The following is a 19,986-nucleotide window of genomic DNA, read 5'->3' on the forward strand; positions in this document are numbered from 1 at the left end:
TGCCCGTCAGCCGCGCAGGGGGATGCCGGTGCGGTCGACGGGGGTGGTGCGGTCGGGCTGGGGGCGGTCGACGGGGGTGCGGTCGAGCGCGGGGCGGTCCAAGGTGCTGCGGTCCAGGCCGCCCTGGCGGGCGGCGGGGACGGTGGGGGTCAGGCCGCCGGCCGGGGTGGTGGGGAGGTCCTCGGAGCGATCCGGGCGGCTCGGGCCCGGGACGGCGCCGCTGGCGGCGAGGAGTTCGCTGGTCGGGCGGCGCATGCCGTAGCGGCGGTGCACGGCCTGCTTGGTGACCCCGAGGGCGGAGCCCACCGAGTCCCAGGAGAAGCCCAGCGCGCGGTCGAACTCGACCGCCGCCGCCACCAGGGTCTCCACGCTCTCCCGCAACTCCTGCGCCAGGCGCACGGTCGGCGCCGGAGCCCGCCCGTACACCACGAAGCCGGCCGAGGTGCTGGGGCGCCGCGGTCGGTAGACGTTGCCCAGCTGGGCGGTGAGCGTCCGCAGCGCGTCGACCTGGCGCCTCACCCGCTCGATGTCCCGCACCAGCAGGTGCAGGCTCGCCCGCGCCCGGGCGTCGTGGTTGATCTGCTCGGCCATGGCCTACGTGCCACCTTCCGTACGGTTCAGCTCGGCCGGGGCGCGGTGTCCCGTGCGCCCGGCCCCGGTCAATCTCTCTTGACCAACGCCGAATCGGGGGCCGGGGTAACGCGGCTCGCCGGACTCGGGATATGCCAGCGGGTGTTCGGTCGGTCCGAGGGCAGGCTCCGGGGCATGCTCCGGGGTGTGGCCGGGGCATGGTCCGAGGGCATGGGGGACGGGGTCGGCGCGTTGCATAGACTTGGCCGAACAGCCGTTGCCCGCAGCCCCCGAGCGACTCCCGACACCTCGACGGACAGGACCCGTACCCCGTGGCGATCCAGCCGATCCGTCTCTTCGGAGACCCCGTCCTGCGGGCCACCGCCCAGCCGGTGACCGTGTTCGACAAGGAACTGCGCAACCTGGTCCGCGACCTGACCGACACCATGACGGCCGCCCCCGGCGCCGGCCTCGCCGCGCCCCAACTCGGTGTCTCGCTGCGGGTGTTCACGTACCACGTGGACGGCGTCACCGGGCACCTGATCAACCCGGACCTGTCGCTGAGCGAGGACGAGCAGGAGGGCCCCGAGGGCTGCCTCTCGCTGCCCGGCCTGCGCTACGACACCAGGCGCGCGTACGGCGTGGTCGCCAAGGGCTTCAACATGTACGGCGATCCGGTGACGTTGGAGGGCACCCAGCTGCTCGCCCGGTGCATCCAGCACGAGACCGACCACCTGGACGGCATCATCTTCATCGACCGCCTCGACGGCGAGCAGCGCAAGGCCGCGCTGAAGGCGATCCGGGAGGCGGACTGGGGCGGCGGGCCGGCTCCGGTCGTCAAGGTCTCGCCGCACAGCACCTTCGGCGCTGCGCGCTGATTTCCTGAATTCCCTTTTACAGAAAGGCACTTGATGCGCCTCGTGTTCGCCGGCACCCCCGAGGTCGCCGTTCCCGCCCTGGACGCCCTGCTCGCCTCCGACCGGCACGAGGTCGTCGCGGTGGTCACCCGCCCCGACGCCCCCGCCGGCCGCGGCCGCAAGCTGGTCGCCAGCCCCGTCGCGCAGCGCGCCGAGGAGGCCGGGATCGAGGTCCTCAAGCCGGCGAAGCCCAGCGACCCGGAGTTCGTCGCGCGGCTCACCGAACTCGCCCCCGACTGCTGCCCGGTGGTCGCCTACGGTGCGCTGCTGCGCCCCGGCACCCTGGAGATCCCCAAGCACGGCTGGGTCAACCTGCACTTCTCGCTGCTGCCCGCCTGGCGCGGCGCGGCCCCCGTCCAGCACGCGGTGCTGGCCGGCGACGAGGTCACCGGCGCGTCCACCTTCCTGATCGAGCAGGGCCTGGACTCCGGCCCGGTCTACGGCGTCATCACCGAGGAGGTCCGCCCGACCGACACCAGCGGCGAACTGCTCACCCGGCTCTCCGTCTCCGGCGCCCGGCTGCTCGCGGCCACCATGGACGGCATCGCGGACGGCTCCCTGCACGCCGTGCCGCAGCCCGCCGAAGGCATCACGCTCGCTCCGAAGATCACCGTCGAGGACGCCCGGATCGAGTGGAACCACCCCGCGCTGCGGATCGACCGCGTGGTGCGCGGCTGCGCGCCGGCGCCCGGGGCGTGGACGGAGTTCCGGGGCGAGCGGCTGAAGGTCACCGGGCCGGTGAAGCTGCTGGCGGAGTCGGCCGAGCTGGCGCCCGGCGAGGTTGCGATGGTCGGCAAGAACAGCGTGCGGGTCGGGACCGGCAGCCACGACATCGAGCTGGGGGAGGTCCGCCCGCAGGGCAAGAAGGAGATGCGGGCCGCGGACTGGGCCCGGGGCGCCCGGCTGGCGGCGGGGGAGCGGTTCGGGGCGGCGAGCTGAGGGCCCACCCGTGGGCTGAGGGCTCGGGGGCGGTTCGTCCGGGGCGCTGAGATTCGCCGCGCGGGGTGGTGCGGGCGGGCCTACCTTGGTCCGAGTGGGGGGTTCCTCACCAGGAAGGCTGATCCCCATGGCCCGACTCACCTGGACGAGCCCGCGCACCTGGACCGCCGTGGCCGGTGCACTGCTGGTGACCGCGACCTACGGGCTGGCGACCGCTCCACCGGCCGGTGCCGTGACCACCACGGTGGTCGCCGGCGACCCGGCCGCCACGGGCACGCTCTCCTCCGCCACCTGCCCGGCGGACCACCACCTGATCTCGGGCGGCTACGACCTGGGGACCGTCCAGGTCGATTCCTCCAGCGGTTCGCCGCCGGCCCTGGTGGTGGAGCGGAACGCACCGTCGGTCGACAAGAACAACACCTGGGAGGTCATCGCGGTGGGCATCGACGGAGCCCGGGCGCTCGCCCTCTGCGAGGCGGACTGACGAGCCGTCCGGGACGGGAGGCCGGCCCCTTCGGGGAGAGGGGGTCGGACCTCTCAGGCGAGAGGGGGTCGGACCTGTCGGGCGAGAGGGGGTCGGACCTCTCACAGTCGGGCATCGCGCAGTCGGGCATCTCGCAGGGGATATCGTTGACCCCGATAACCACCGCAGCACTTTGAAGCAGTCGAGGCACCAGTGAGCACCCCCACCCCCGGCGCCAAGCGCGCCCCCCGTCCGCACCGCCGTCCGAAGAAGGACCCGGCCCGGATCGTCGCGTTCCGCGCGCTGCGCGCCGTCGACGAGCGCGACGCGTACGCCAACCTGATCCTGCCCTCGCTCCTGCGCGAAGCCGAGCAGAAGGGCATGGACCGGCGCGACGCCGCCCTCGCCACCGAACTCGTCTACGGCACCCTGCGCCTGCAGGGCACCTATGACGCGATCATCGCGGCCTGCATCGACCGGCCGCTCAGCAAGGTCGACCCGCCGGTCCTGGACGTGCTCTCGCTCGGCGCCCACCAGCTGCTCACCACCCGCATCCCCAGCCACGCCGCCGTCTCGGCGACCGTCGAACTCGCCCGGGTGGTGCTCGGCGACGGCAAGGCCAAGTTCGTCAACGCCGTGCTGCGCCGGATCAGCGCGCACGACCTGGACGCCTGGATCGAGCAGGTCGCCCCGCCGTACGACCAGGACGCCGAGGACCACCTGGCGGTCGTCCACTCGCACCCGCGCTGGGTGGTCGCCGCGCTGTGGGACTCGCTCGGCCGCTGGCAGCCGGACGCCTCCGGGCGCAGCGCCGTCGAGGAACTGCTGCGGGCCGACAACGAGCGGCCCGAGGTCACCCTGGTCGCCCGCCCCGGCCGGTCCACCGTCGGCGAACTGGCCGACGCGCTGCCCGAGGCCCAGCCCGGGCGCTGGTCCCCGTTCGCGCTGCGGCTCGCCGAAGGCGGCGACCCGGCCTCGATCGACGCGGTCCGGGAGAATCGGGCCGGCGTGCAGGACGAGGGCAGCCAGCTGGTCGCGCTGGCGCTGGCCACGGCGCCGGTGGACGGCCCGGACCGGCTCTGGCTGGACGGCTGCGCCGGCCCCGGCGGCAAGGCCGCACTGCTCGGCGCGCTGGCCGCCGAGCGCGGGGCGGCGCTCGTCGCGAGCGAGAAGCAGCCGCACCGGGCCCGGCTCGTGGCGCGGGCGCTGGAGGGCAACCCCGGCCCGTACACGGTGATCGCGGCGGACGGAACGCGCCCGGCCTGGCAGGCCGGCGGCTTCGACCGGGTGCTGGTCGACGTGCCCTGCTCCGGACTCGGCGCGCTGCGCCGCCGCCCGGAGGCGCGCTGGCGGCGGCGCCCGGCGGACGTCGCGGCCTTCGGGCCGCTCCAGCGGGACCTGCTGCGCTCGGCGATCGAGGCCACCCGGGTCGGCGGCGTGGTCGGCTACGCGACCTGCTCGCCGCACCTGGCGGAGACCCGGGCGGTCGTGGACGACGTGCTGCGGGAGGAGGGCGGCCGGGTCGAGTGGATCGACGCGCGCCCGCTGCTGCCCGGCGTCCCGGCGCTCGGGGACGGGCCGGACGTGCAGCTGTGGCCGCACCTGCACGGGACGGACGCGATGTACCTGGCGCTGCTGCGGCGGACGGCCTGATCGGTAGCGGGTGGTTGCACCTCCCGTAGGGGGAGGCGGCATGGTGGTTGCCATGAACGGCGACGCGACGTACACCATCGGTGAGCTGGCCCGGCGGGCGGGGGTGACGGTCAAGACCGTCCGCTTCTACTCGGACCAGGGGATCGTGTCGCCGGCCGACCGCAACCCGGCCGGCCATCGGCGGTACGGCGCGGACGCCGTCGCACGCCTGGAACTCGTCCGCACCCTGCGGGAACTCGGGCTCGGACTGCCCGCGATCCGGGGAGTGCTGGAGCGCCAACTCGCGCTGCCCGCCGTGGCGGCGGCGCATGCCGAGGCGCTGGACATGCAGATTCGGGTGCTGCGGCTGCGACGGGCTGTGCTGGGGGCGGTGGCCAGGCGCGGGTCTTCACCCGAGGAGTTGACGTTCGTGCATCGGTTGGCCCGGCTGTCGGAGGACGAACGGGGGCGCCTGATCGGGGAGTTCCTGGCGGGGGTGTTCGGTGGTGGTGGGCCTGGGGGTGGTGGGCCCGGTGGCCGGTTCGCGGCCGCGGCGCGCTCGTTGACGCCGGAGTTGCCGGAAGACCCGTCGGCCGAACAGGTCGAGGCGTGGGTGGAGTTGGCGCAGCTGGCGGGGGACGTGGAGTTCCGGGCGCTGCTGCGCGGGCTCGTCGAGGCGGAAGCGGCGGAAGCAAGCGGGGGGCTGCCGGGGCCTGGACTGGCGGTGATGGTACGGGAGTTGGCGAGGCCTGCGGTCGCGGTGGCGGCGGAGCCCGGGTCGGAGACGGCGGCGCGGGTCGTCGCGGAGCTGCTGGATCGGTACGGGGAGATGGTTCCGGGCTCTGCTGAGGTGCTGCGGGGCCGGCTGGGAGAGCGGCTGCGGGCCATGGCGGATCCGCGGCGGGAGCGGTACCTGGAGCTGCTGGCGGTGGTCAACGGGTGGGCTGCGCCGGAGAGTTGGGCTGCGGAGGTGGAGTGGGCGGTGCGCGCCGTGGGCGGTGGTGGTGGCGGCTCGGTTGCGGCTACGGCTTCGGCCTCGGCTTCTGCTTCTGCTTCGGCTGTGTCGGGGGTGGGCAGGGGAGGTTGGTGAGGAAAGCGTGGGCCTGGGCGCGGAGTTCGTCGACCGGCGGGTCCTCGCAGACCGCCTCCAGGCCGAGTGCGGTCGCCTGGCCCGTGTGGGTGTAGGACTGGTAGGCGAGGTACGGCCGGTGGTCGTCGGTGGGGTCGAGCCCGACGGCGAAGGTCGCGAAGCGGGTGCGCTCGCGCTCCGTCCGGGCGCCCTCGGTTCGGGAGAGTTCCCATTCGAACTCGTAGGGCTCGGGCTCGGCGGGCAGGTCCAGCAGGGCCTGGGCGAGCTGGCGGACCTCGTCCGGGTCGGCGAACGGTAGGGACTCGGACCCGAAGGGTGTGGCGGCGAACAGCTCCCAGTCGTGGCCGTTGTGGCTGACGGTCAGCGCCCACTGACCGTTCTTGTCGTGCCAGTGGCAGTGGAGGGTCGGGTCCATGGTGGTCAACCTCCCTGTGGGCATGGGCCGTTCGTGTTCCCTCATCGTGGCACACCGGGCGGCCGACGGAAGTCGGGACTAAGCCGTTCTCGGGCTCGTTGCCAGACGTTCCGCAGCGGACGGTAGTCAGGACGGTGACGCCGTGCTCGGCGATCACCCGGTGGGCCGGCGGCGGGCATGGCGGACGTCTGCACCGGCGGTCGGGGTGGGTGCGCGGGGATTTTCCGTCGGGGAGGTGGGGCTGGGGAGCTGGGGTGTGGGGGCGTCAGGGGGTGGTGGGGGTGGGGGTGGGGTGCCAGGGGCGGGTGGGGTGCGTGGGAGTGGGGGTGGAGGTGAGGCGGAGGGCGTAGATCTCATGGCCGGGGGCCTCGTGGGGGACCTGGCCGAGGTAGTCGTGGCCGGTGAGGTGGCACCAGGCGGGCAGGTCGAGTGGGGCGGCGGGGTCGGTGGTGAGGATGTGGACCACCGCGCCGGCCGGGAGGTGGGCGATGTGGGCGCGCAGTCGGAGCAGGAGCTGGACGCAGAGCAGGCCGGTGCCGTCGACGGTGAGGTCGGGGGTGGTAATGGGGCGGGTCATGGGGGTTCAGCCTAGGCGGCGTGGCGGGTGAGGGGCGGCGTCGGGTGGGGGTGGCGTCGGAGGGTGGTGGTCAGGTGAGGCGTTGGCCGGGGGCGGTGCCGCCGAGGCGGGTGAGCAGGGCGGACAGGCGGGTGAGGTCGTCGGGGCTCCACTGGGCGGCGGCGAAGTGGTCGGCGGCGACCTGGCGGGCGGTGTGCAGCATCTCGGCGAGCCGGTCGCGGCCGGTGGGGGTGAGGGCGGCGTACGCCACGCGGGCGTCGCGGGCGGCGGCCTCGCGGGTGACCAGGCCGATCCGTTCCAGTGGGGCGAGGCCGCGGGTCACACCGGAGGCGGTGAGGCCGAGTGCTTCGGCGAGGTCGACCCGGCGCATTCTGCCGCCGGGGGCCTGGGCGAGGTGGAGCAGCATGGTGAAGTCGGACAGGCTCACGCCGTGCAGGCCGCTGAGGCTCGCGTCGAATCGTTTGACCAGGGCGGTCTGGGCGCGGACCAGCCGCAGGGCGGTGTCCAGCGGGTCGGGGCTCGGGTCGGTTTCGGTGTGCTCGGTCGTACGGTCGGTTGTGCGCTCTGTCATTGCCACCTCCTTGACTGCTCAAGTATATCCCCGGAGGGAGCCGCCAAGGAGGTGGCGGAGGGGGTCGGATCAGCGGATGGTGGTGGCGGCGCGGCGCTGTCGTTTGCCGAGCGGTGCCTGGGAGAGGTCCTCCGCCTGGGAGCGCAGGTTCTTGTAGCCGTAGCCGCGTTCGGTCAGCCAGTTCTCTGCGGACTGCTCGGCCCGTTCGGTGGCCTCCAGGATGTCCTCCTCGGCCTCGCCCTCGTCCAGGAAGCGGAAGGTGAAGGCGGTGCGGGCGGAGAGGTCGTAGCTGAGGTGGCCCTCACGGGTGAAGGCGGCGCGCAGGACGTCGTGCTCGGGCGCGGCGGCGACGAGTTCGGCGCGCTGCTCCTCGGTGAGGCCGTCGAAGACGCCGCGCACCATGATGCGGAAGGTTCGGGTGGTCATCTCCCGACGATAGGCAGGAGGGGCCGCCGACCGCCAATGCGATTTCGCCGGTGTGGCGGTGTGGCGGTGCGTCGGTCGGCGGCCGCTCGTCGGGGAGGCGGGCGTCAGCCGGTGACGCCCAGTTGGGACAGCAGGGCCGTGTTGTCCTCGATGTGCCAGTCCTCCACGATCCGGTCGGTGCCGACGTGCTGGATGTCGATGGCGTTGAACTCGATGCGCTGGCCGCTGCCCCGGACACCGTCGAAGGTGCCGGTGAAGTGACCGCGGAAGACCAGCCGGGCGGTGATCCGGTCCCCGGTGACCAGGGCCTCGGACAGCTCGCAGGTCAGGTCCGGCACGGCGGCCCGGAAGGTCCGGGAGGCCAGGACCGGGCCGGTGGGGCCCTGCGGGCGGCCGGGCGGGAGCGTGTTGTCCCGGAAGGCCGGGCTGATCGCCGCGTCCAGGTACCGCTGCTGCCCGGTGTTCCAGAAGGTGTACAACTGCTGGGCCAGGTGCACCTCCTGGGCTGCGCGCCGGGCGCCGAGGGAGCGGTCCACGGTGAGCGCCTTCGGCTGGACCAGGTCGGGCGAGCGGTCGACCAGGCGCTGGGGCCAGGGCTGTGGGTCGGGGTGATGGGTGGGCGAGTGGGCGGGCGAGTGGGCCGGGGCAGCGGCGGCGGTGGTGCCCAGCAGGACGGTCAAGGCGGCGGCCACGGCGGCGGTGCGCGGCGCGAGGCGCCGGCGGGTGGCGGAGCTGGCGGTGGTGGTGGTGGCGGCGGCGGTGCCGGGCCGGGGCTCAGACAAGGCGGCCACCCCCGTCGACGTGCAGCACGGTGCCGGTGACGTACGGGTTGTCGATCGCGTAGAACACGGCCTTGAGCAGGTCCTCCGGGCTGCCCACGCGGCGGGCCGGATTGCGAGTCGCGACGCCGCGCAGGAACGCCTCCTTGTCGGAGCCCAGGCCGTCCCAGGAACCGGTGTCGACGATGCCGGGGGAGACCGCGTTGACCCGCACCGGCGCGAGCTCCACCGCCAACGCCTGGACCAGGAAGGCCAGGGCGCCGTTGGTGGTGGCCATCACGGTGCGGCCGGGGGACGGGCGCCACGCGGCCACACCGGAGAAGAAGGTGAACGAGCCGTCCTCGGACACCTGCCCGGCCAGGTGCTTGGCCAGCAGCAGTGGGCCGATCACCTTGGCCGAGAACGCCCGCTGCACGTCGGCCACTTCGAGCTCCTGCAGCGGGCCGTTGGCCGGTATCGCGGCGGTGGACACCAGGTGGTCGAACCGGCCGGCCCGGGCGGCGAATTCGGCGATCGACCGCTCCTCCGCGAGGTCGAGGGCGAGCACCTCGGACGGGCCGGACAGCTCACCGGCCGTCCACTCCAGCTTGCGCGGATCCGGACCGGCCAGCACGAGCTCGGCACCGGCGGCGGACGCGGCCCTGGCGAGAGCACGGCCGGTGCGGGAGCCGGCGCCGACGACGATGAGGCGCCGGCCCGTGAGGGCGGTGGGGGTGCTGGGGTTGGGGAGGTCGGGGAGCTCGGACACGGGAGTGTTCCTTTCGGTTCGGGTCAGGAGCCGCCGCTTTGCTGTTCTGCGGGCGGCGGCGGTACCCCATGAGCCTCGCCTGAGCTGCGGTGATGAGTCCAAGGATTGTTTTCTACGCCGACGATAAAATGTGTTCATGGCAACGCTCAGGCAGCTCGAATACCTGGTCACGGTGGTCGACACCGGCTCCTTCACACGCGCGGCCGAGCAGCTGCACGTCACCCAGCCCGCGCTCTCCCACCAGATCCGGGCCCTGGAGAAGGCCGTCGGTGGCCCGTTGCTGGAACGCCTGCCGCGCACGGTACGGCTCACCCCGATGGGGCGGGCGGTGCTGCCGCACGCCCGTGCCGCGCTCGCCGAAGCGGAACGCCTGCGCACCGTGGCCCGGCGTACGGCGGGGCTGGAGGAGGGCGAGCTGGAGGTCGCGGCCGTCTACTCCGTCAGCCTCGGCATCCTGCCGCCCGTGCTGCGGGCCTGGCGGCGCCGGCACCCCGGCGTGCGGATCCGACTGCGCGAGTACCCGCACGCCGATCGCCTCCAGGCCGCGATGAGCGCGGGCCGCGCCGACGTCGCCATCGGCCCTGCCCCGACCGGCTGGGAGGGGCCGATCCGCGAACTCGGGGTCGAGGAGTTCGTGATCGTCCTGCCCGCGGACGACCCGCTGGCCGACAGCCCCGGCGGCACGGTGGATCCGGCCCGGCTCGCGGACCGGGACTGGGTCCACTACGCCCCCGACAACGGCCTCGCAGACCTGCTCGACCGCGTCGGTGCCCGGGCCGGATTCCAGCCCCGCGCGGCCGTCCGCGCCGAACAGACCTCCGCCGCACCGCTGTTGGCCGCGGCAGGGTTGGGCCCCGCCCTGGTGCCCGCCAACATCGTGCCGCCGCACTTCGACGGCGCCCTGCTCCGCCCGGACCCGCCGATCCGTCGCACCCTCACCGCCTACACCCGCACCCGGCCCGACCCGCTCACGGTCGCCTTCGCGGACCTCCTCGCGGAGCAGGCGAAGGTGAACCCGCCCGCGCCTCCGGCGGCGTTGGGGCCGGTGGGTGGAGAGGGGGAGGGGTGGAGAGTGGTGGGTGGCGGCCGCGACGGGGGTGCTGGGGTGGGGTGATGGCTGGCTGGAGGAGGTGATGCGTCGGCCGGTGGTGGTGGGCTGAGAGGCGGGGAGTGGGGGTGGGGGTAGGGCGCATGATGGGGGCTCCTTGACTGGGCTTGGTGGTGTCAAGGGTGGGGGTTCGGGGGGCGGTTGCGTATGTGCCGATCGGCAGGAATCCGGCGGGAAATGCGGCGGGCCTCCCCTGCCGATCGGCAGGGGAGGCCCGGGAGTCGGGGTGGGTCAGACCCGGACGGGGAGGCGAGTGCAGACGCTGCCCGTCGCGAGCGGGGCGGGTTCGGCGCCGAGGGCGGCGAGGGTGAAGGCGGTGGTGAGCGCGCTGATGTCGCGGGCCTCGCGGAGCAGGTAGTGGTTGGCGCCCGGGGCCTCGTAGCGGGCGAGGTCCGGGACGACCTCGCGGGCGCGCAGCCCGTACTCCAGGGACTGGGTGGCGTTGGCCGCGCTGTGGTCGCCGGTGCCGTGGACGATCAGGACCCGCCGCCCGGCCAGCTGGTCGACCGCGTCGCCGCTGGGCAGCCAGGGGGCGATCCCGGCGACGCCGACGACGGACGGGTGCCCGGCGCACCAGAACGCGGCGCGCCCGCCGAGCGAGTTGCCGATCAGGACCACCGGTACGTCGCCGTACCGGCGGGCGAGTTCGTCGAGCGCCCACCGGGTGTCGACGGCGGTGTCGGCGTCCGCGCCGTTCCAGCCGCTGTACCGGTAGCGCAGCAGGTGGACGGCGGTGCCGTGCGGTCGGCCGCGGTCGGTGAGTTCGACGGCGAGGTCGCGCAGGCCGCGTTCGGCGACCTTCAGCGGTCCGCTGTGGCTCCGGATGAACCCGCCCGGTAGCAGCAGGGCGACGCCGTTGACGGGCCCGTCCCCCTGCCGGGGGGTCAACTCTGCGGTGCGCGGACGCTGCGCTCGGAACACGCGAAATCCTCCCTGATGTGTACAGGCGGATTCTACGGTTCCGGCGACGGGGCGCGGTGCGCCGGCCGGGGCCAGGGGACCCGGTCGGTGACCAGGGGATCCAGCGGGTTCCCCGGGTGCGCGCGGTCGGGTCAGGCGGCGGGCAGGGTCGCTGATGGCGGACTCTCCTCGGCTGCGGAGCGCGGCAGTCCAGCGGGTTGGGCGGCCCAGGCTGAGGGGCCAAGATTGGCCCGTTTTCGTTGGTAGGAGCGCCGGCGGAGCTGCGCGGGCGGAGTGGGGATTCGTGCGGATCACCCCACCTTGGGCCTTTCATGTGCAGGTGATGGCTGGGGTTTTCCCTGCTCTTTGTTTCGGATCATGGCGGGCTCTGCGACGATCCGAAGATCGTCGCCTCGTTGCGGTGGGCGACGCGTCGCAGGGGAGAGACGGGCATGGCCGGTGGGCCCGAGGACAGTGTCGTCCGGGCGGGGTGGAGGGCCAGGTTCGCCTGGGGCAACAGGTTCGCCTGGGACAAGGAGACCTGGATGGTGGTCTCCGGCGGGGTGCTGGGGGCCATGTTCGTCAGCATGGGGCTGGCGGTGCTGTTCGGGCCGGCGAACGGGTTCGGCGGCGACAGCCTCGCGTTCATGGGCATCATCAGCATCCTCGGGCTGATGCCCTGCGGTGCGGGCTTCGTCTGGGCTTTGATTCACCCCCGGGTCGGGTTTCCGTCGGCCGCCGTGGGAGCACTGCTCGGGCTGGGGATCTTCCTCTGCTTCGCCGGGGACGGCGTCAACGACACCTGGACGGCACCGCTGGACCGGCCGTCCACGACCCGCGCGCTGGGCAGCTGGACGGCCGGGGACCTGGTGGTGCGGGTCCGGCCCGACCTGGTGGTGGCGTACCGGAGCGCCACCGGCGCCGTGGTGTGGCGGTGGACCCCGCCCGGGCAGGACTCGGTGTGCGCGATGAGCCGGGGGACGGGGCAGGGCGAGGCCGGCGGGATCGGGCTGATCGGCCACTCGCCGCACGACAAGCCGTGCGCGGCGGTGACCGCACTCGGCCTCACCGACGGCAAGGAGGGCTGGACCGCCGCCGTGGACACGCCCGCCCGGGACGGGGACTCGGCGGCGCCGGACGTGGTCGCCGTCGCCGGGCCGCAGGCCGTCCTGCAGGAGAAGGACGGCTGGCGGGCGGTCCGCCTGGCGGACGGCGCGGACCTGTGGCGCGGTACGGCCGACCCCGGCTGCGCCCCGCTGCAGGTCGCGGGCGGGGCGCAGGACGTGGTGACGGTCGCGCAGTGCGGCGCCGCGCCGCCCGTGCTGCGGTCGCTGGCGGCCGTCGACGGGCAGGAGCGGTCGCGGATCGCCCTGCCGGCGGACGGCGGCCTGAAGAACCTCGCCGTGGTGTCGGTCGACCCGCTCGCGGTCTGGGTCGACGCCCAGGGCGAGCGCGGGACGCACGCGGTGCTCGGCTACGACCGGGACGGGCGGCAGCGGGCGTCGATCCCGGTCTCCGGCGAGGAGTACGACCTGGACGTGATGCTGGGCGGGCTGCACGCCTTCGACGAGTTCGACGCCCGGCCGCTGTTCGGCGGAGTGGTCGTCGGCGACCTGTTCATCGTGCCGGGCGAGAAGCCCGGCGACGTCACCATCAGCGGCGGCAAGCACCCGAGCCGCAGCGCCACCGGCCGCCTCGTGGCGTACTCGCTCGCCGACGGCGGGCAGCGGTGGACGGCGGGGCTGGACGACCAGGTGACCGGCCTGGTGGTGGACGGGAGCTCGGTGTGGGCGATGACGCGCGGCCGGATCGTCCGGGTCGACGCGGCGACCGGACGGCGCAGCGCCGAGCTGGACGTGAACGGCACGTCCTCGCTCTACCCGGTGGACCTGTCGGTCGCGGGGCCGGACCGGTTCGCGGTGGTGGCGGAGGACGGGACGCGGGACGAGCCGCCGGTGCGCGGGATGGGCTGAGGGCCCGTTGCCGGTGGTGCCGGGTGATCTGGTGACGCCGGGTGACGCGGTGGCGCCGGGTGACCAGGTGACGCCGGGTGACGCGGTGGCGCTGGGTGATCTGGTGGCGCCGGGTGACCTGGTGACGCGGGTGATCTGGTGACGCCGGGTGACGCGAGGACGGGTCAGGACCGGAAGTCCGGGTAGCCCAGGATGAAGACCCGCTCGGCCGGGTTCCGGACGTAAGGGATCACCTTGCCGGTGTCCTCGAAGCCCAGCCGCCGGTAGAAGGCCAGCGCCCGCCCGTTGCTCTCGTTGACTCCTAGGGTCAGCCACCGTGCGTCCGTGTGGTCCCGCGCGTGGCGGATCGTCGCGTGCACGAGGTCGACGGCGGGGCCGGCGGCGCCGCGGTGGGCCGGGGCGACGTAGACGGAGCGGACGCACACGGTGTCGGGGACGTCGGGGACGGGTTCGACCCCCGCGATTCCCACCCAGCTCCCGGCCTCGTCACGGACCGTGAGGGTGGCGGAGCCGTTCTCGGCCGTGGCCTCGGCGGCGGCCTGCCGCTGCCAGTGGCCGTCGGGCCGGGCAGCGGCGTCGGCATAGGAGAGGTGGAAGGCGCCGGGGGAGTCCTGCAGCGCCTCCAGCGTGATCTCGCGGAGTTCCCGCCACTCCTCGGCGGCGATCCGGCGTACGACGTAGGGCATGCACCGAGCCTGGCACGGCCGTGACGCAGCGGGATCACACGTGAGGATGATCTTCGTCCCGGTCCTCCCCGGTACGGGGGAGCAGGCCTCCCACCGGCGGGACCTGAGCCTTCCGGGCGGTTGTGTCAGGCTGGTGGGGGAGCACCGCCGAGATCGGGAGGCTCTGATGGCCGAGATCAGCGTGAACGGGGTGACGCTGCACTACGAGGCCCGCGGGCAGGGCCCCGGTGTCGTCCTGGTGCACGGTTCGTGGAGCGACGGGGACTCCTGGGCGCGGGTGATGCCGGGCCTGTCCGAGTCCACCACCGTCGTCGCCTACGACCGCCGGGGACACAGCCGCAGCGAGGACTCCCTCACCCAGGGCTCGGTCCACGAGGACGCGGCCGACCTGGCCGGGCTGATCCACGAGCTCGGCCTCGGGCCCGCCTTCGTCTACGGGGACTCCTACGGCGCGCTGGTCACGCTCCGGCTCGCCGCCGCCCGCCCCGACCTGCTCCGCGGCATCGCCGGGCACGAGCCGCCGGGCACCGGCATCCTGCTCGCCGACCCGGACCTGCGCCCGATCGGCACCGCCTTCGCCGACCGGATCGCCGCCGTCCGTGAGCTGCTGGAACAGGCCGAATCGGCCGCGGCCGCCGAACTGTACGTGGACAGCCTCGCCTTCGGGCCCGGCGCCTGGGAGCAGCTGCCCGCGCCGATCCGGCACACCTACATCCGCAACGCGCCGACCTACCTCGACGAGCTGCGCGACCCGGACGCGCTCGACCTCGACCTCACCGGGCTGGCCCGCTACCCCGACCCGGCCCTGCTGACGCAGAGCGACGACAGCGCCCCGATGTTCGGGGAGGTGCTGGACCTCATCGACCTCGCCCTGCCGAAGGCGGAGCGGCACCTGTACGTCGGCGCCGGGCACGCCCCGCACCTGTCGCAGCCGGAGGAGTGGGTGCGGGTGGTCCTGCCGCGGGCGCTGGCCTGAAGCCGCGAGCGGGCGCCGACCCGAAGCCGCAGGCGGGCGCCGGCCTGAAGCCGCGGGCGGGCCCCGGCCTGACGCGACGGAACGCCCGGGACCGGTTGCGGCGTCAGCGGGTCGCCAGCAGCTCCTCGCCGCGCGGCGTCCGCCGGTACAGCACCTCCCGGCCGCTGCGCATCCGGCTGACCAGACCCGAGCGGTGCAGCACGCCCAGGTGGTACGAGACGGTGCCCGCGCTCAGGAAGTGCCGGGCTGCCAGGTCGACGGTGGTCGTCGGGTCGACCAGGGCGGCGAGCAGGTCCGCCCGGGTCGGCCCGAGCAGTTGGGCCAGCGCCGGAGTGGGGGTACGCGGGACGGCCGGCGGCTTGGCGACCGGGTACATCAAGGTCGGCGCCCGGTGGCAGCCGTCGACCGGGTCCAGGATGACGTGGATCTGCCGGCTCACCAGCGTCGGCATCAGCAGCACCATCCGGGCCGGCATCGTCACCTCGAAGCGGCTCTCCAACCGGATCAGCCCGTCCGCCCAGGAGAGCTCCGGGGAGAGCGAGTTGAACAGCGAACCGGTCCCGTACCGGGCCAGGAAGCGGCCCCGCTCGTCGACCTCGGCGTCCAGCACCGCCCGGGCGTCCGGCCAGTACGGTGCGAGCGCCGCCTCCCAGTACCGGCCCAGCTCGTCGGCGACCCGCTCGGCGAAGTAGCGCGGGCCGCGCTGCACGGCGCGCAGCACCACGTCCGGCACCTGACGGCCGACCAGGTTGGCGGCGGGCAGGCCGTGCCGGACGGTCTCCAGCTCCGCCCGCACCCGCTCCGGGTCGGCCCGGCGGACGGCCTCCAGCTGCTCCGCCACCGTCGGCTCCGGCCCGGCCGGGTGCGGGGAGAGGAAGTCCGGGATGTAGCCGCCCGGCTGGTCCAGAGCCAGCCCCGCCAGCAGCTCCAGCTTCTCCCGGCGCAGCACCCGGCGGGTGCGGCCGACCCAGGCGTACGGGCCGGTACGGGAGTTGAGCGAGAAGGCCATCAGGGTGTTGACGGCCTCATGCAGCGGTGAGACCACGAAGCGGGTGCGGGCGAGCCCGGCCGAGTCGATGGTGAGTCGGATCATGCCGTCCTGTCCGTGGGAGATCGCCTGGGGACCGCCGGATTCGACTGCCGTGCGGCGCCCTTTCGGCTCCGACCTTTCGACTCTGGTCGAATCCTGACACGAATGCTCGCGTTCGGGACCGCCCCGGCTCAAGCTGTTTTCCGTGACCGCGTCAGCACGGACGCGGTGCGAACGGAAGGACGAACATGACGAGCACGCGCGGCCGTGTCGCCGCCCTGCTGGGCGCCGTCGCGGTGGTCGCTGGCACCACCCTGGCCGCCCCCGCCGTCGCGGCGCCGGCCGCAGGAGCGGCCCGGCCCGGCGGCGGGATCACCGGGAAGTCCGGCGGGATCACCGGGCAGGCGCCCTGCCAGGGGGCGCCCGAGTTCACCTGCGGGACCATCACCGTGCCGCTCGACCACAGCGGCGCCACCCCCGGCTCCCTCCAGCTCGACGTGGCGATGACCGGCAACGCCGACGCCCCCAAGGGCGACCTGCTGTTCCTCACCGGCGGCCCCGGCCAGCCCGGCGTACCGCTGATCCGGCGGGTCGCGAGCAAGCTGACGCCCGTCCTCAAGGACTACCGCCTGGTCATGTTCGACCAGCGCGGCACCGGTGAACGCGCGTTGCAGTGCCCCGGGCTGCAGGAGGACATGGGCTCCTCCGACCTCGCCGTGCCCCGCAAGCAGTCCATCGCCGACTGCGCCGCCGCCCTCGGCCCGAACGCCCGCCACTACGGCACCGCGGACACCGTCGGCGACATGGACCTCCTGCGCCAGGCCCTCGGCGACCGCCGCCTCACCATCGACGGCGTCTCCTACGGCACCTTCGTCGCCGAGCGGTACGCCCTCGCCCACCCGGCCCACGTGGCCCGGCTGGTGCTCGACTCGGTGGTGCCGCAACGCGGCTTCGACCCGCTCGACCTGGGCGCGCTGCCCGCCACCGCCCGCGTCCTGCACACCGCCTGCCAGGCCACCGGCTGCACCACCGACCCGGCCGCCGACCTCGCCGCCACCGTCCGCAGGTACGGCAACGGGGCGCAGATCCTCGACGCGCTCACCAGCTACGAGTTCGCCGACCCCGACTACGGCGGGGTGCCGGAAGCCCTGCACGAGGCCGCCGCCGGGCAGCCGGCCAAGCTCCAGGCCTTCATCGACGAGGTGCACAAGAACGACGCCGCGCCCGCCGAATTCCTCAGCCAGGGCCTGCACGCCGCCACCCTGTGCGCCGACTCGCACTTCCCGTGGGGCACCACCGACACCCCGGTCGCCGGCCGGGCGGCCGCACTGGAACGCACCCGGCAGCGGCTGACCACCGAACAGACCTGGCCGTACGACGCGGCGACCGCCACCGGGCTCGGCAGCCTGCTGGTCTGCCTGGACTGGCCGCGCGAACCGGTGCCGCCGACGCCGCCCGCGCACCGCAAGCTGCCCAACGTGCCGGTGCTGCTGATCGGCGGTGACCGGGACCTCTCCACGCCGTACGAGTGGCTGTACGAGGAGGCCGCGCAGGCGCACGACCCGCAGATCGTGATCGTCCCCGGGGCGGCGCACTCGGTGCAGTCCCGGGCGGCGAACCCGGCCGGGCGGCAGGCGGTGTACGACTTCCTGCTGAAGTAGGGCCCTCGCCGTACCGGGCCGGGCGGCGGGCCGTTCCCCACGGGGGTGGGAACGGCCCGCCGTCGGCTCAGGATTCGGCAGCGCCCCAGCCGTCGTCGGGCAGCGTACGGTCCGGCTCGGGGCAGTCGGGGTGGTCGTAGCCCCAGAGACCGGTCTTGTGCAACAGCCAGTCGCCCAGGGGCGGTTCGTCGTGGCCGATCCGGTCCACGAGGACGAAGGCGACCCGCAGCTGCTCGGCCGGGGCCACCTCCAGGGTGCGCTGGCCGGGGATGTTCTCGTAGGTCACCGTCTCCCAGCTGCAGCCGGCGGCGGTGAGCGCGGCGACCAGGGCGGACTCGGTGACACGGGTGTCCAGCGTGCCGAACCCGCCGTCGCCCTCGGGGAGTTCGAGCTCACCGTGCCAGGTGGGCAGGGAGAGGCTGCGGAGCCGGCGGCAGCGGCAGAACACCGTCTGGGCGTCTCCCCAGCCGAAGGCGTGCGGCCAGCGCGACTCCTTGTGGACCCGCCCGCCGTCCCACGGATCGCCGTAGCGGGCGGCGAGTTCGGGCAGCGAGGCGTCGTAGCGCAGATCGCCGAGGCCGCCGGTGAGGGCGAGCGCGGTCAGCCGGCCGAGGAAGTCCGTCACCCCAGGCACCCGCGCACCGCCTCGATCAGCCGGTTCGCCCGGGCGTCGCCGTGGCCGATCATCCGGTTGGCGACGTAGGCGAAGCCGACGCCGAACTCGTCGTCACCGAAGGCGAACTGGCCGCCGGCGCCGTCATTGCCGAAGCTGCGCGCGCCGAGCAGCCTGCGGAAGGCGGGGGAGTCGAGCAGCACCCCGGAACCCCAGCGGGCCCCCATGTCGAAGCCCAGGAAGCCCGCGCCGGCGGAGACTTCGCGCACCGCGTCGGTCACCGTCTCGCGGGAGAGCAGCCGGGGCGAGCCGTCCAGGCCGGTCACCGCCGCCGCGTACAGGCCGGCCAGCCCCGTCGCGGAGGCGACGGCCCCCGCGCCGGGCAGCTCGATCGCGTGCAGCGCCGGGTCGTTCCACCCGTGCGGAACGTCCAGGCCGGGGAAGACCAGCGCGCCGTTCATCGTCACGATCCGGGTCAGCAGGTGCTCCGGGCCCGGCATCGGACGACGACCCTCGGCTTCCACCAGCCGGGCCACGTGCCGGAGTTCGCTCTCCGGAAGGCCGATCCAGACCGGCAGTCCGCCGAGCGGTTCGGCGATCTCCTTGCGCAGGAACGCCCCCGGGGTGAGGCCGGTGATCCGGCGGATCACCTCGCCGACCGCGAAGCCGAGCACATGGCCGTGGTACTCGTACGTCGTCCCCGGCTCCCAGAGCGGCTGCTGCGCCTCGATCGCCCGGATCACCGGCGTCCAGGCAGCGATCTCCTCGAAGGAGAGCACCGCGTCGAGGGCCGGGATGCCCGCGCGGTGGCCGAGGATCATCCGGGTGGTGATCTCCTGCTTGCCGCTTCGCGCGAACTCGGGCCAGTAGCGCGCGACCGGGGCGTCCAGGTCCAGGCGGCCCTGCTGGGCGAGCAGGTGGGCGCTGATGCTCACCGCGCCCTTGGCGCAGGAGAAGACGGGTACGAGGGTGTCCTGCGTCCAGGCCCGCCCGGTCCGCTCGTCGGCGGTGCCGCCCCACAGCTCCACCACCTTGCGGCCGCCGACGAAGACGGTGACGGCGGCGCCCAGTTCGGGGAACTCGGCGAAGTTGCGCGCGAAGACGTCGGCGACGGCACCGAAGCGCTCGTCGGCCCAGCCCTGGTACTGCTGCATGATGTGGTGCCCCGTTCTGACCTCAAGATCGACCGGACCACGCTACGGGAGCGGAGCGGTCGTGACGAGGGGATTTCGCCACGTCGGGGCGGGTGGGGCGGGTGTGACGGACTCGGGCGGCGATCGGGAGGGGTGTGCGGGTTGGCCAGGGTTCCTCAGGAGCTGCTGTGCTACGGGGCCGGCCGATGGATGGCCTCGGGGAGGCCGACGGCGAGCACCGCGTCCTGGGCTTCCCGCCAGAACTGCAGCGAATCACCTGACTTCTATCCGGTACGGCCAGTCGGTCGAGGTGATCCGAGCGACGTCGGAGCGGTCGTGGTCGGCTCGGTCAGGGAGTCCGGCAGGAGCGCCACCTGGCAGGCACCGTCCCTCACCGAGAGGATCACGTCGGTGCCCGAAATCCCGGCAATCCCAAGGACCTTCGCAGCCCCCTTGGACGGCCGCGCATCGATGCTGCGCTGGATCGGCTCACTGGCGGACGTGGCGACGAGCCCGTTCAAGGCCCACGGCCCGTCTCCGCCCTGAGGTGCGGTGCCGCCGCCGGTGCGTGCGGTCGCGAGGCCGGCCGTGGGGAGAAGTGCCGTGCCCACGAGCCGGTTGGACCGCCGCATGTGCTGAAGTCTCCTGGCGGGCCCAGTAGTTGTAACAGAAGCCTACCGGGTGGAGGCGGAGCCGCCGCCGGCAACGCCGATACGCAGCACGTACATCACGCCCGCGAGTGCTGCCCGGTCCGGTATGCGCAGGCGTCCGGGGTAGCG

The 19,986-nt window shown here is 74.0% G+C and carries 22 protein-coding genes; 10 read left to right on the forward strand and 12 right to left on the reverse strand.

From position 1 onward, the window contains the following. Window positions 1-6: 6 nt before the first annotated feature. On the reverse strand, window positions 7-591 hold the full coding sequence (locus BX285_RS38420; RefSeq protein ID WP_259470553.1) for a hypothetical protein: 585 nt from the start codon (window positions 589-591) through the stop codon (window positions 7-9). Window positions 592-902: 311 nt separating this feature from the next. Here BX285_RS38420 and def point away from each other — a divergent pair, with 311 nt between their 5' ends. The 5 genes from def (at window position 903) to BX285_RS16955 (ending at window position 5,611) form a co-directional block, all read left to right on the forward strand. Beyond that, window positions 903-1,448: a peptide deformylase gene (gene def / locus BX285_RS16935; RefSeq protein ID WP_097238738.1), complete on the forward strand. Its 546-nt coding sequence runs from the start codon at window positions 903-905 to the stop codon at window positions 1,446-1,448. A gap of 33 nt (window positions 1,449-1,481) precedes the next feature. Next, complete coding sequence (fmt, locus tag BX285_RS16940; protein WP_097238739.1) at window positions 1,482-2,426, forward strand: methionyl-tRNA formyltransferase; 945 nt, start codon at window positions 1,482-1,484, stop codon at window positions 2,424-2,426. Window positions 2,427-2,553: 127 nt separating this feature from the next. Continuing rightward, window positions 2,554-2,910 (forward strand): hypothetical protein, encoded by a 357-nt coding sequence (locus BX285_RS16945; protein ID WP_097238740.1) that lies wholly within the window; start codon window positions 2,554-2,556, stop codon window positions 2,908-2,910. 192 nt (window positions 2,911-3,102) lie between these two features. Then, window positions 3,103-4,542, forward strand: a complete 1,440-nt coding sequence (locus BX285_RS16950) for an RsmB/NOP family class I SAM-dependent RNA methyltransferase (RefSeq protein WP_097238741.1) — start codon at window positions 3,103-3,105, stop codon at window positions 4,540-4,542. 52 nt (window positions 4,543-4,594) lie between these two features. Next, complete coding sequence (locus BX285_RS16955; RefSeq protein ID WP_121177578.1) at window positions 4,595-5,611, forward strand: MerR family transcriptional regulator; 1,017 nt, start codon at window positions 4,595-4,597, stop codon at window positions 5,609-5,611. Here BX285_RS16955 and BX285_RS16960 read toward each other — a convergent pair. The 6 genes from BX285_RS16960 to BX285_RS16985 form a co-directional block, all read right to left on the reverse strand. Next, on the reverse strand, window positions 5,544-6,026 hold the full coding sequence (locus tag BX285_RS16960) for a hypothetical protein (protein ID WP_121175557.1): 483 nt from the start codon (window positions 6,024-6,026) through the stop codon (window positions 5,544-5,546). The genes BX285_RS16955 and BX285_RS16960 overlap by 68 nt on opposite strands. A 265-nt stretch (window positions 6,027-6,291) precedes the next feature. Beyond that, entirely contained in the window at window positions 6,292-6,603 is a 312-nt protein-coding gene (locus BX285_RS16965) for a sulfurtransferase TusA family protein (RefSeq protein WP_097238743.1), read from the reverse strand. A 70-nt stretch (window positions 6,604-6,673) separates the two neighbouring features. Further along, window positions 6,674-7,174, reverse strand: a complete 501-nt coding sequence (locus BX285_RS16970; protein ID WP_097238744.1) for a MarR family winged helix-turn-helix transcriptional regulator — start codon at window positions 7,172-7,174, stop codon at window positions 6,674-6,676. Between the two features lie 69 nt (window positions 7,175-7,243). Next, entirely contained in the window at window positions 7,244-7,600 is a 357-nt protein-coding gene (locus BX285_RS16975) for a DUF6204 family protein (protein ID WP_121175558.1), read from the reverse strand. A 104-nt stretch (window positions 7,601-7,704) separates the two neighbouring features. After that, entirely contained in the window at window positions 7,705-8,382 is a 678-nt protein-coding gene (locus tag BX285_RS16980) for an ester cyclase (RefSeq protein ID WP_259470554.1), read from the reverse strand. Then, complete coding sequence (locus BX285_RS16985; RefSeq protein ID WP_097238746.1) at window positions 8,375-9,127, reverse strand: SDR family oxidoreductase; 753 nt, start codon at window positions 9,125-9,127, stop codon at window positions 8,375-8,377. Before BX285_RS16985 ends, BX285_RS16980 begins: the two co-directional genes overlap by 8 nt. A gap of 136 nt (window positions 9,128-9,263) precedes the next feature. Between BX285_RS16985 and BX285_RS16990 the strand changes: the two genes are divergently transcribed. Then, window positions 9,264-10,241: a LysR family transcriptional regulator gene (locus BX285_RS16990; protein ID WP_097238747.1), complete on the forward strand. Its 978-nt coding sequence runs from the start codon at window positions 9,264-9,266 to the stop codon at window positions 10,239-10,241. 225 nt (window positions 10,242-10,466) lie between these two features. On the opposite strand, the gene BX285_RS16995 is transcribed toward BX285_RS16990, so the two are convergent. After that, window positions 10,467-11,156 (reverse strand): alpha/beta hydrolase, encoded by a 690-nt coding sequence (locus BX285_RS16995; protein ID WP_097238748.1) that lies wholly within the window; start codon window positions 11,154-11,156, stop codon window positions 10,467-10,469. 431 nt (window positions 11,157-11,587) lie between these two features. Here BX285_RS16995 and BX285_RS17000 point away from each other — a divergent pair, with 431 nt between their 5' ends. Together BX285_RS17000 and BX285_RS38425 are read left to right on the forward strand one after the other, a co-directional pair. Continuing rightward, window positions 11,588-13,108: a PQQ-binding-like beta-propeller repeat protein gene (locus tag BX285_RS17000; RefSeq protein WP_097238749.1), complete on the forward strand. Its 1,521-nt coding sequence runs from the start codon at window positions 11,588-11,590 to the stop codon at window positions 13,106-13,108. Window positions 13,109-13,115: 7 nt separating this feature from the next. After that, window positions 13,116-13,250: a hypothetical protein gene (locus BX285_RS38425; RefSeq protein ID WP_259470555.1), complete on the forward strand. Its 135-nt coding sequence runs from the start codon at window positions 13,116-13,118 to the stop codon at window positions 13,248-13,250. Window positions 13,251-13,272: 22 nt separating this feature from the next. On the opposite strand, the gene BX285_RS17005 is transcribed toward BX285_RS38425, so the two are convergent. Next, the gene (locus BX285_RS17005; RefSeq protein WP_097238750.1) at window positions 13,273-13,794 is read right to left on the reverse strand and encodes an N-acetyltransferase; all 522 of its coding nucleotides are present in this window, start codon (window positions 13,792-13,794) and stop codon (window positions 13,273-13,275) included. A gap of 166 nt (window positions 13,795-13,960) precedes the next feature. On the opposite strand from BX285_RS17005, the gene BX285_RS17010 reads away from it, so the two are divergent. Beyond that, window positions 13,961-14,770, forward strand: coding sequence for an alpha/beta fold hydrolase (locus BX285_RS17010; RefSeq protein ID WP_097238751.1), 810 nt, complete (start codon window positions 13,961-13,963; stop codon window positions 14,768-14,770). Between the two features lie 103 nt (window positions 14,771-14,873). On the opposite strand, the gene BX285_RS17015 is transcribed toward BX285_RS17010, so the two are convergent. Continuing rightward, window positions 14,874-15,863, reverse strand: coding sequence for a helix-turn-helix domain-containing protein (locus BX285_RS17015; RefSeq protein WP_121175559.1), 990 nt, complete (start codon window positions 15,861-15,863; stop codon window positions 14,874-14,876). A 185-nt stretch (window positions 15,864-16,048) separates the two neighbouring features. On the opposite strand from BX285_RS17015, the gene BX285_RS17020 reads away from it, so the two are divergent. Beyond that, complete coding sequence (locus BX285_RS17020) at window positions 16,049-17,461, forward strand: alpha/beta fold hydrolase (RefSeq protein WP_121175560.1); 1,413 nt, start codon at window positions 16,049-16,051, stop codon at window positions 17,459-17,461. A gap of 67 nt (window positions 17,462-17,528) precedes the next feature. On the opposite strand, the gene BX285_RS17025 is transcribed toward BX285_RS17020, so the two are convergent. Continuing rightward, window positions 17,529-18,086, reverse strand: coding sequence for a hypothetical protein (locus BX285_RS17025; protein ID WP_121175561.1), 558 nt, complete (start codon window positions 18,084-18,086; stop codon window positions 17,529-17,531). Continuing rightward, window positions 18,083-19,228 carry a serine hydrolase gene (locus BX285_RS17030; RefSeq protein WP_121175562.1) on the reverse strand — a complete coding sequence of 382 codons (1,146 nt, stop codon included), beginning with the start codon at window positions 19,226-19,228 and terminating at the stop codon, window positions 18,083-18,085. Before BX285_RS17030 ends, BX285_RS17025 begins: the two co-directional genes overlap by 4 nt. Between the last annotated feature and the right edge of the window lie 758 nt (window positions 19,229-19,986).

The organism is Streptomyces sp. 1114.5, assembly GCF_003635085.1.
GTDB lineage: Bacteria > Actinomycetota > Actinomycetes > Streptomycetales > Streptomycetaceae > Kitasatospora.

What these genes read in the sequence shown, in the direction of transcription:
- BX285_RS38420 (WP_259470553.1), bottom strand. Translation starts at nt 591, where the DNA reads ATGGCCGAGCAGATCAACCACGACGCCCGGGCGCGGGCGAGCCTGCAC.
- fmt (WP_097238739.1), top strand. Translation starts at nt 1,482, where the DNA reads ATGCGCCTCGTGTTCGCCGGCACCCCCGAGGTCGCCGTTCCCGCCCTG.
- BX285_RS16945 (WP_097238740.1), top strand. Translation starts at nt 2,554, where the DNA reads ATGGCCCGACTCACCTGGACGAGCCCGCGCACCTGGACCGCCGTGGCC.
- BX285_RS16955 (WP_121177578.1), top strand. Translation starts at nt 4,595, where the DNA reads ATGAACGGCGACGCGACGTACACCATCGGTGAGCTGGCCCGGCGGGCG.
- BX285_RS16960 (WP_121175557.1), bottom strand. Translation starts at nt 6,026, where the DNA reads ATGGACCCGACCCTCCACTGCCACTGGCACGACAAGAACGGTCAGTGG.
- BX285_RS16965 (WP_097238743.1), bottom strand. Translation starts at nt 6,603, where the DNA reads ATGACCCGCCCCATTACCACCCCCGACCTCACCGTCGACGGCACCGGC.
- BX285_RS16970 (WP_097238744.1), bottom strand. Translation starts at nt 7,174, where the DNA reads ATGACAGAGCGCACAACCGACCGTACGACCGAGCACACCGAAACCGAC.
- BX285_RS16975 (WP_121175558.1), bottom strand. Translation starts at nt 7,600, where the DNA reads ATGACCACCCGAACCTTCCGCATCATGGTGCGCGGCGTCTTCGACGGC.
- BX285_RS16990 (WP_097238747.1), top strand. Translation starts at nt 9,264, where the DNA reads ATGGCAACGCTCAGGCAGCTCGAATACCTGGTCACGGTGGTCGACACC.
- BX285_RS17000 (WP_097238749.1), top strand. Translation starts at nt 11,588, where the DNA reads ATGGCCGGTGGGCCCGAGGACAGTGTCGTCCGGGCGGGGTGGAGGGCC.
- BX285_RS17005 (WP_097238750.1), bottom strand. Translation starts at nt 13,794, where the DNA reads ATGCCCTACGTCGTACGCCGGATCGCCGCCGAGGAGTGGCGGGAACTC.
- BX285_RS17010 (WP_097238751.1), top strand. Translation starts at nt 13,961, where the DNA reads ATGGCCGAGATCAGCGTGAACGGGGTGACGCTGCACTACGAGGCCCGC.
- BX285_RS17015 (WP_121175559.1), bottom strand. Translation starts at nt 15,863, where the DNA reads ATGATCCGACTCACCATCGACTCGGCCGGGCTCGCCCGCACCCGCTTC.
- BX285_RS17020 (WP_121175560.1), top strand. Translation starts at nt 16,049, where the DNA reads ATGACGAGCACGCGCGGCCGTGTCGCCGCCCTGCTGGGCGCCGTCGCG.
- BX285_RS17030 (WP_121175562.1), bottom strand. Translation starts at nt 19,228, where the DNA reads ATGCAGCAGTACCAGGGCTGGGCCGACGAGCGCTTCGGTGCCGTCGCC.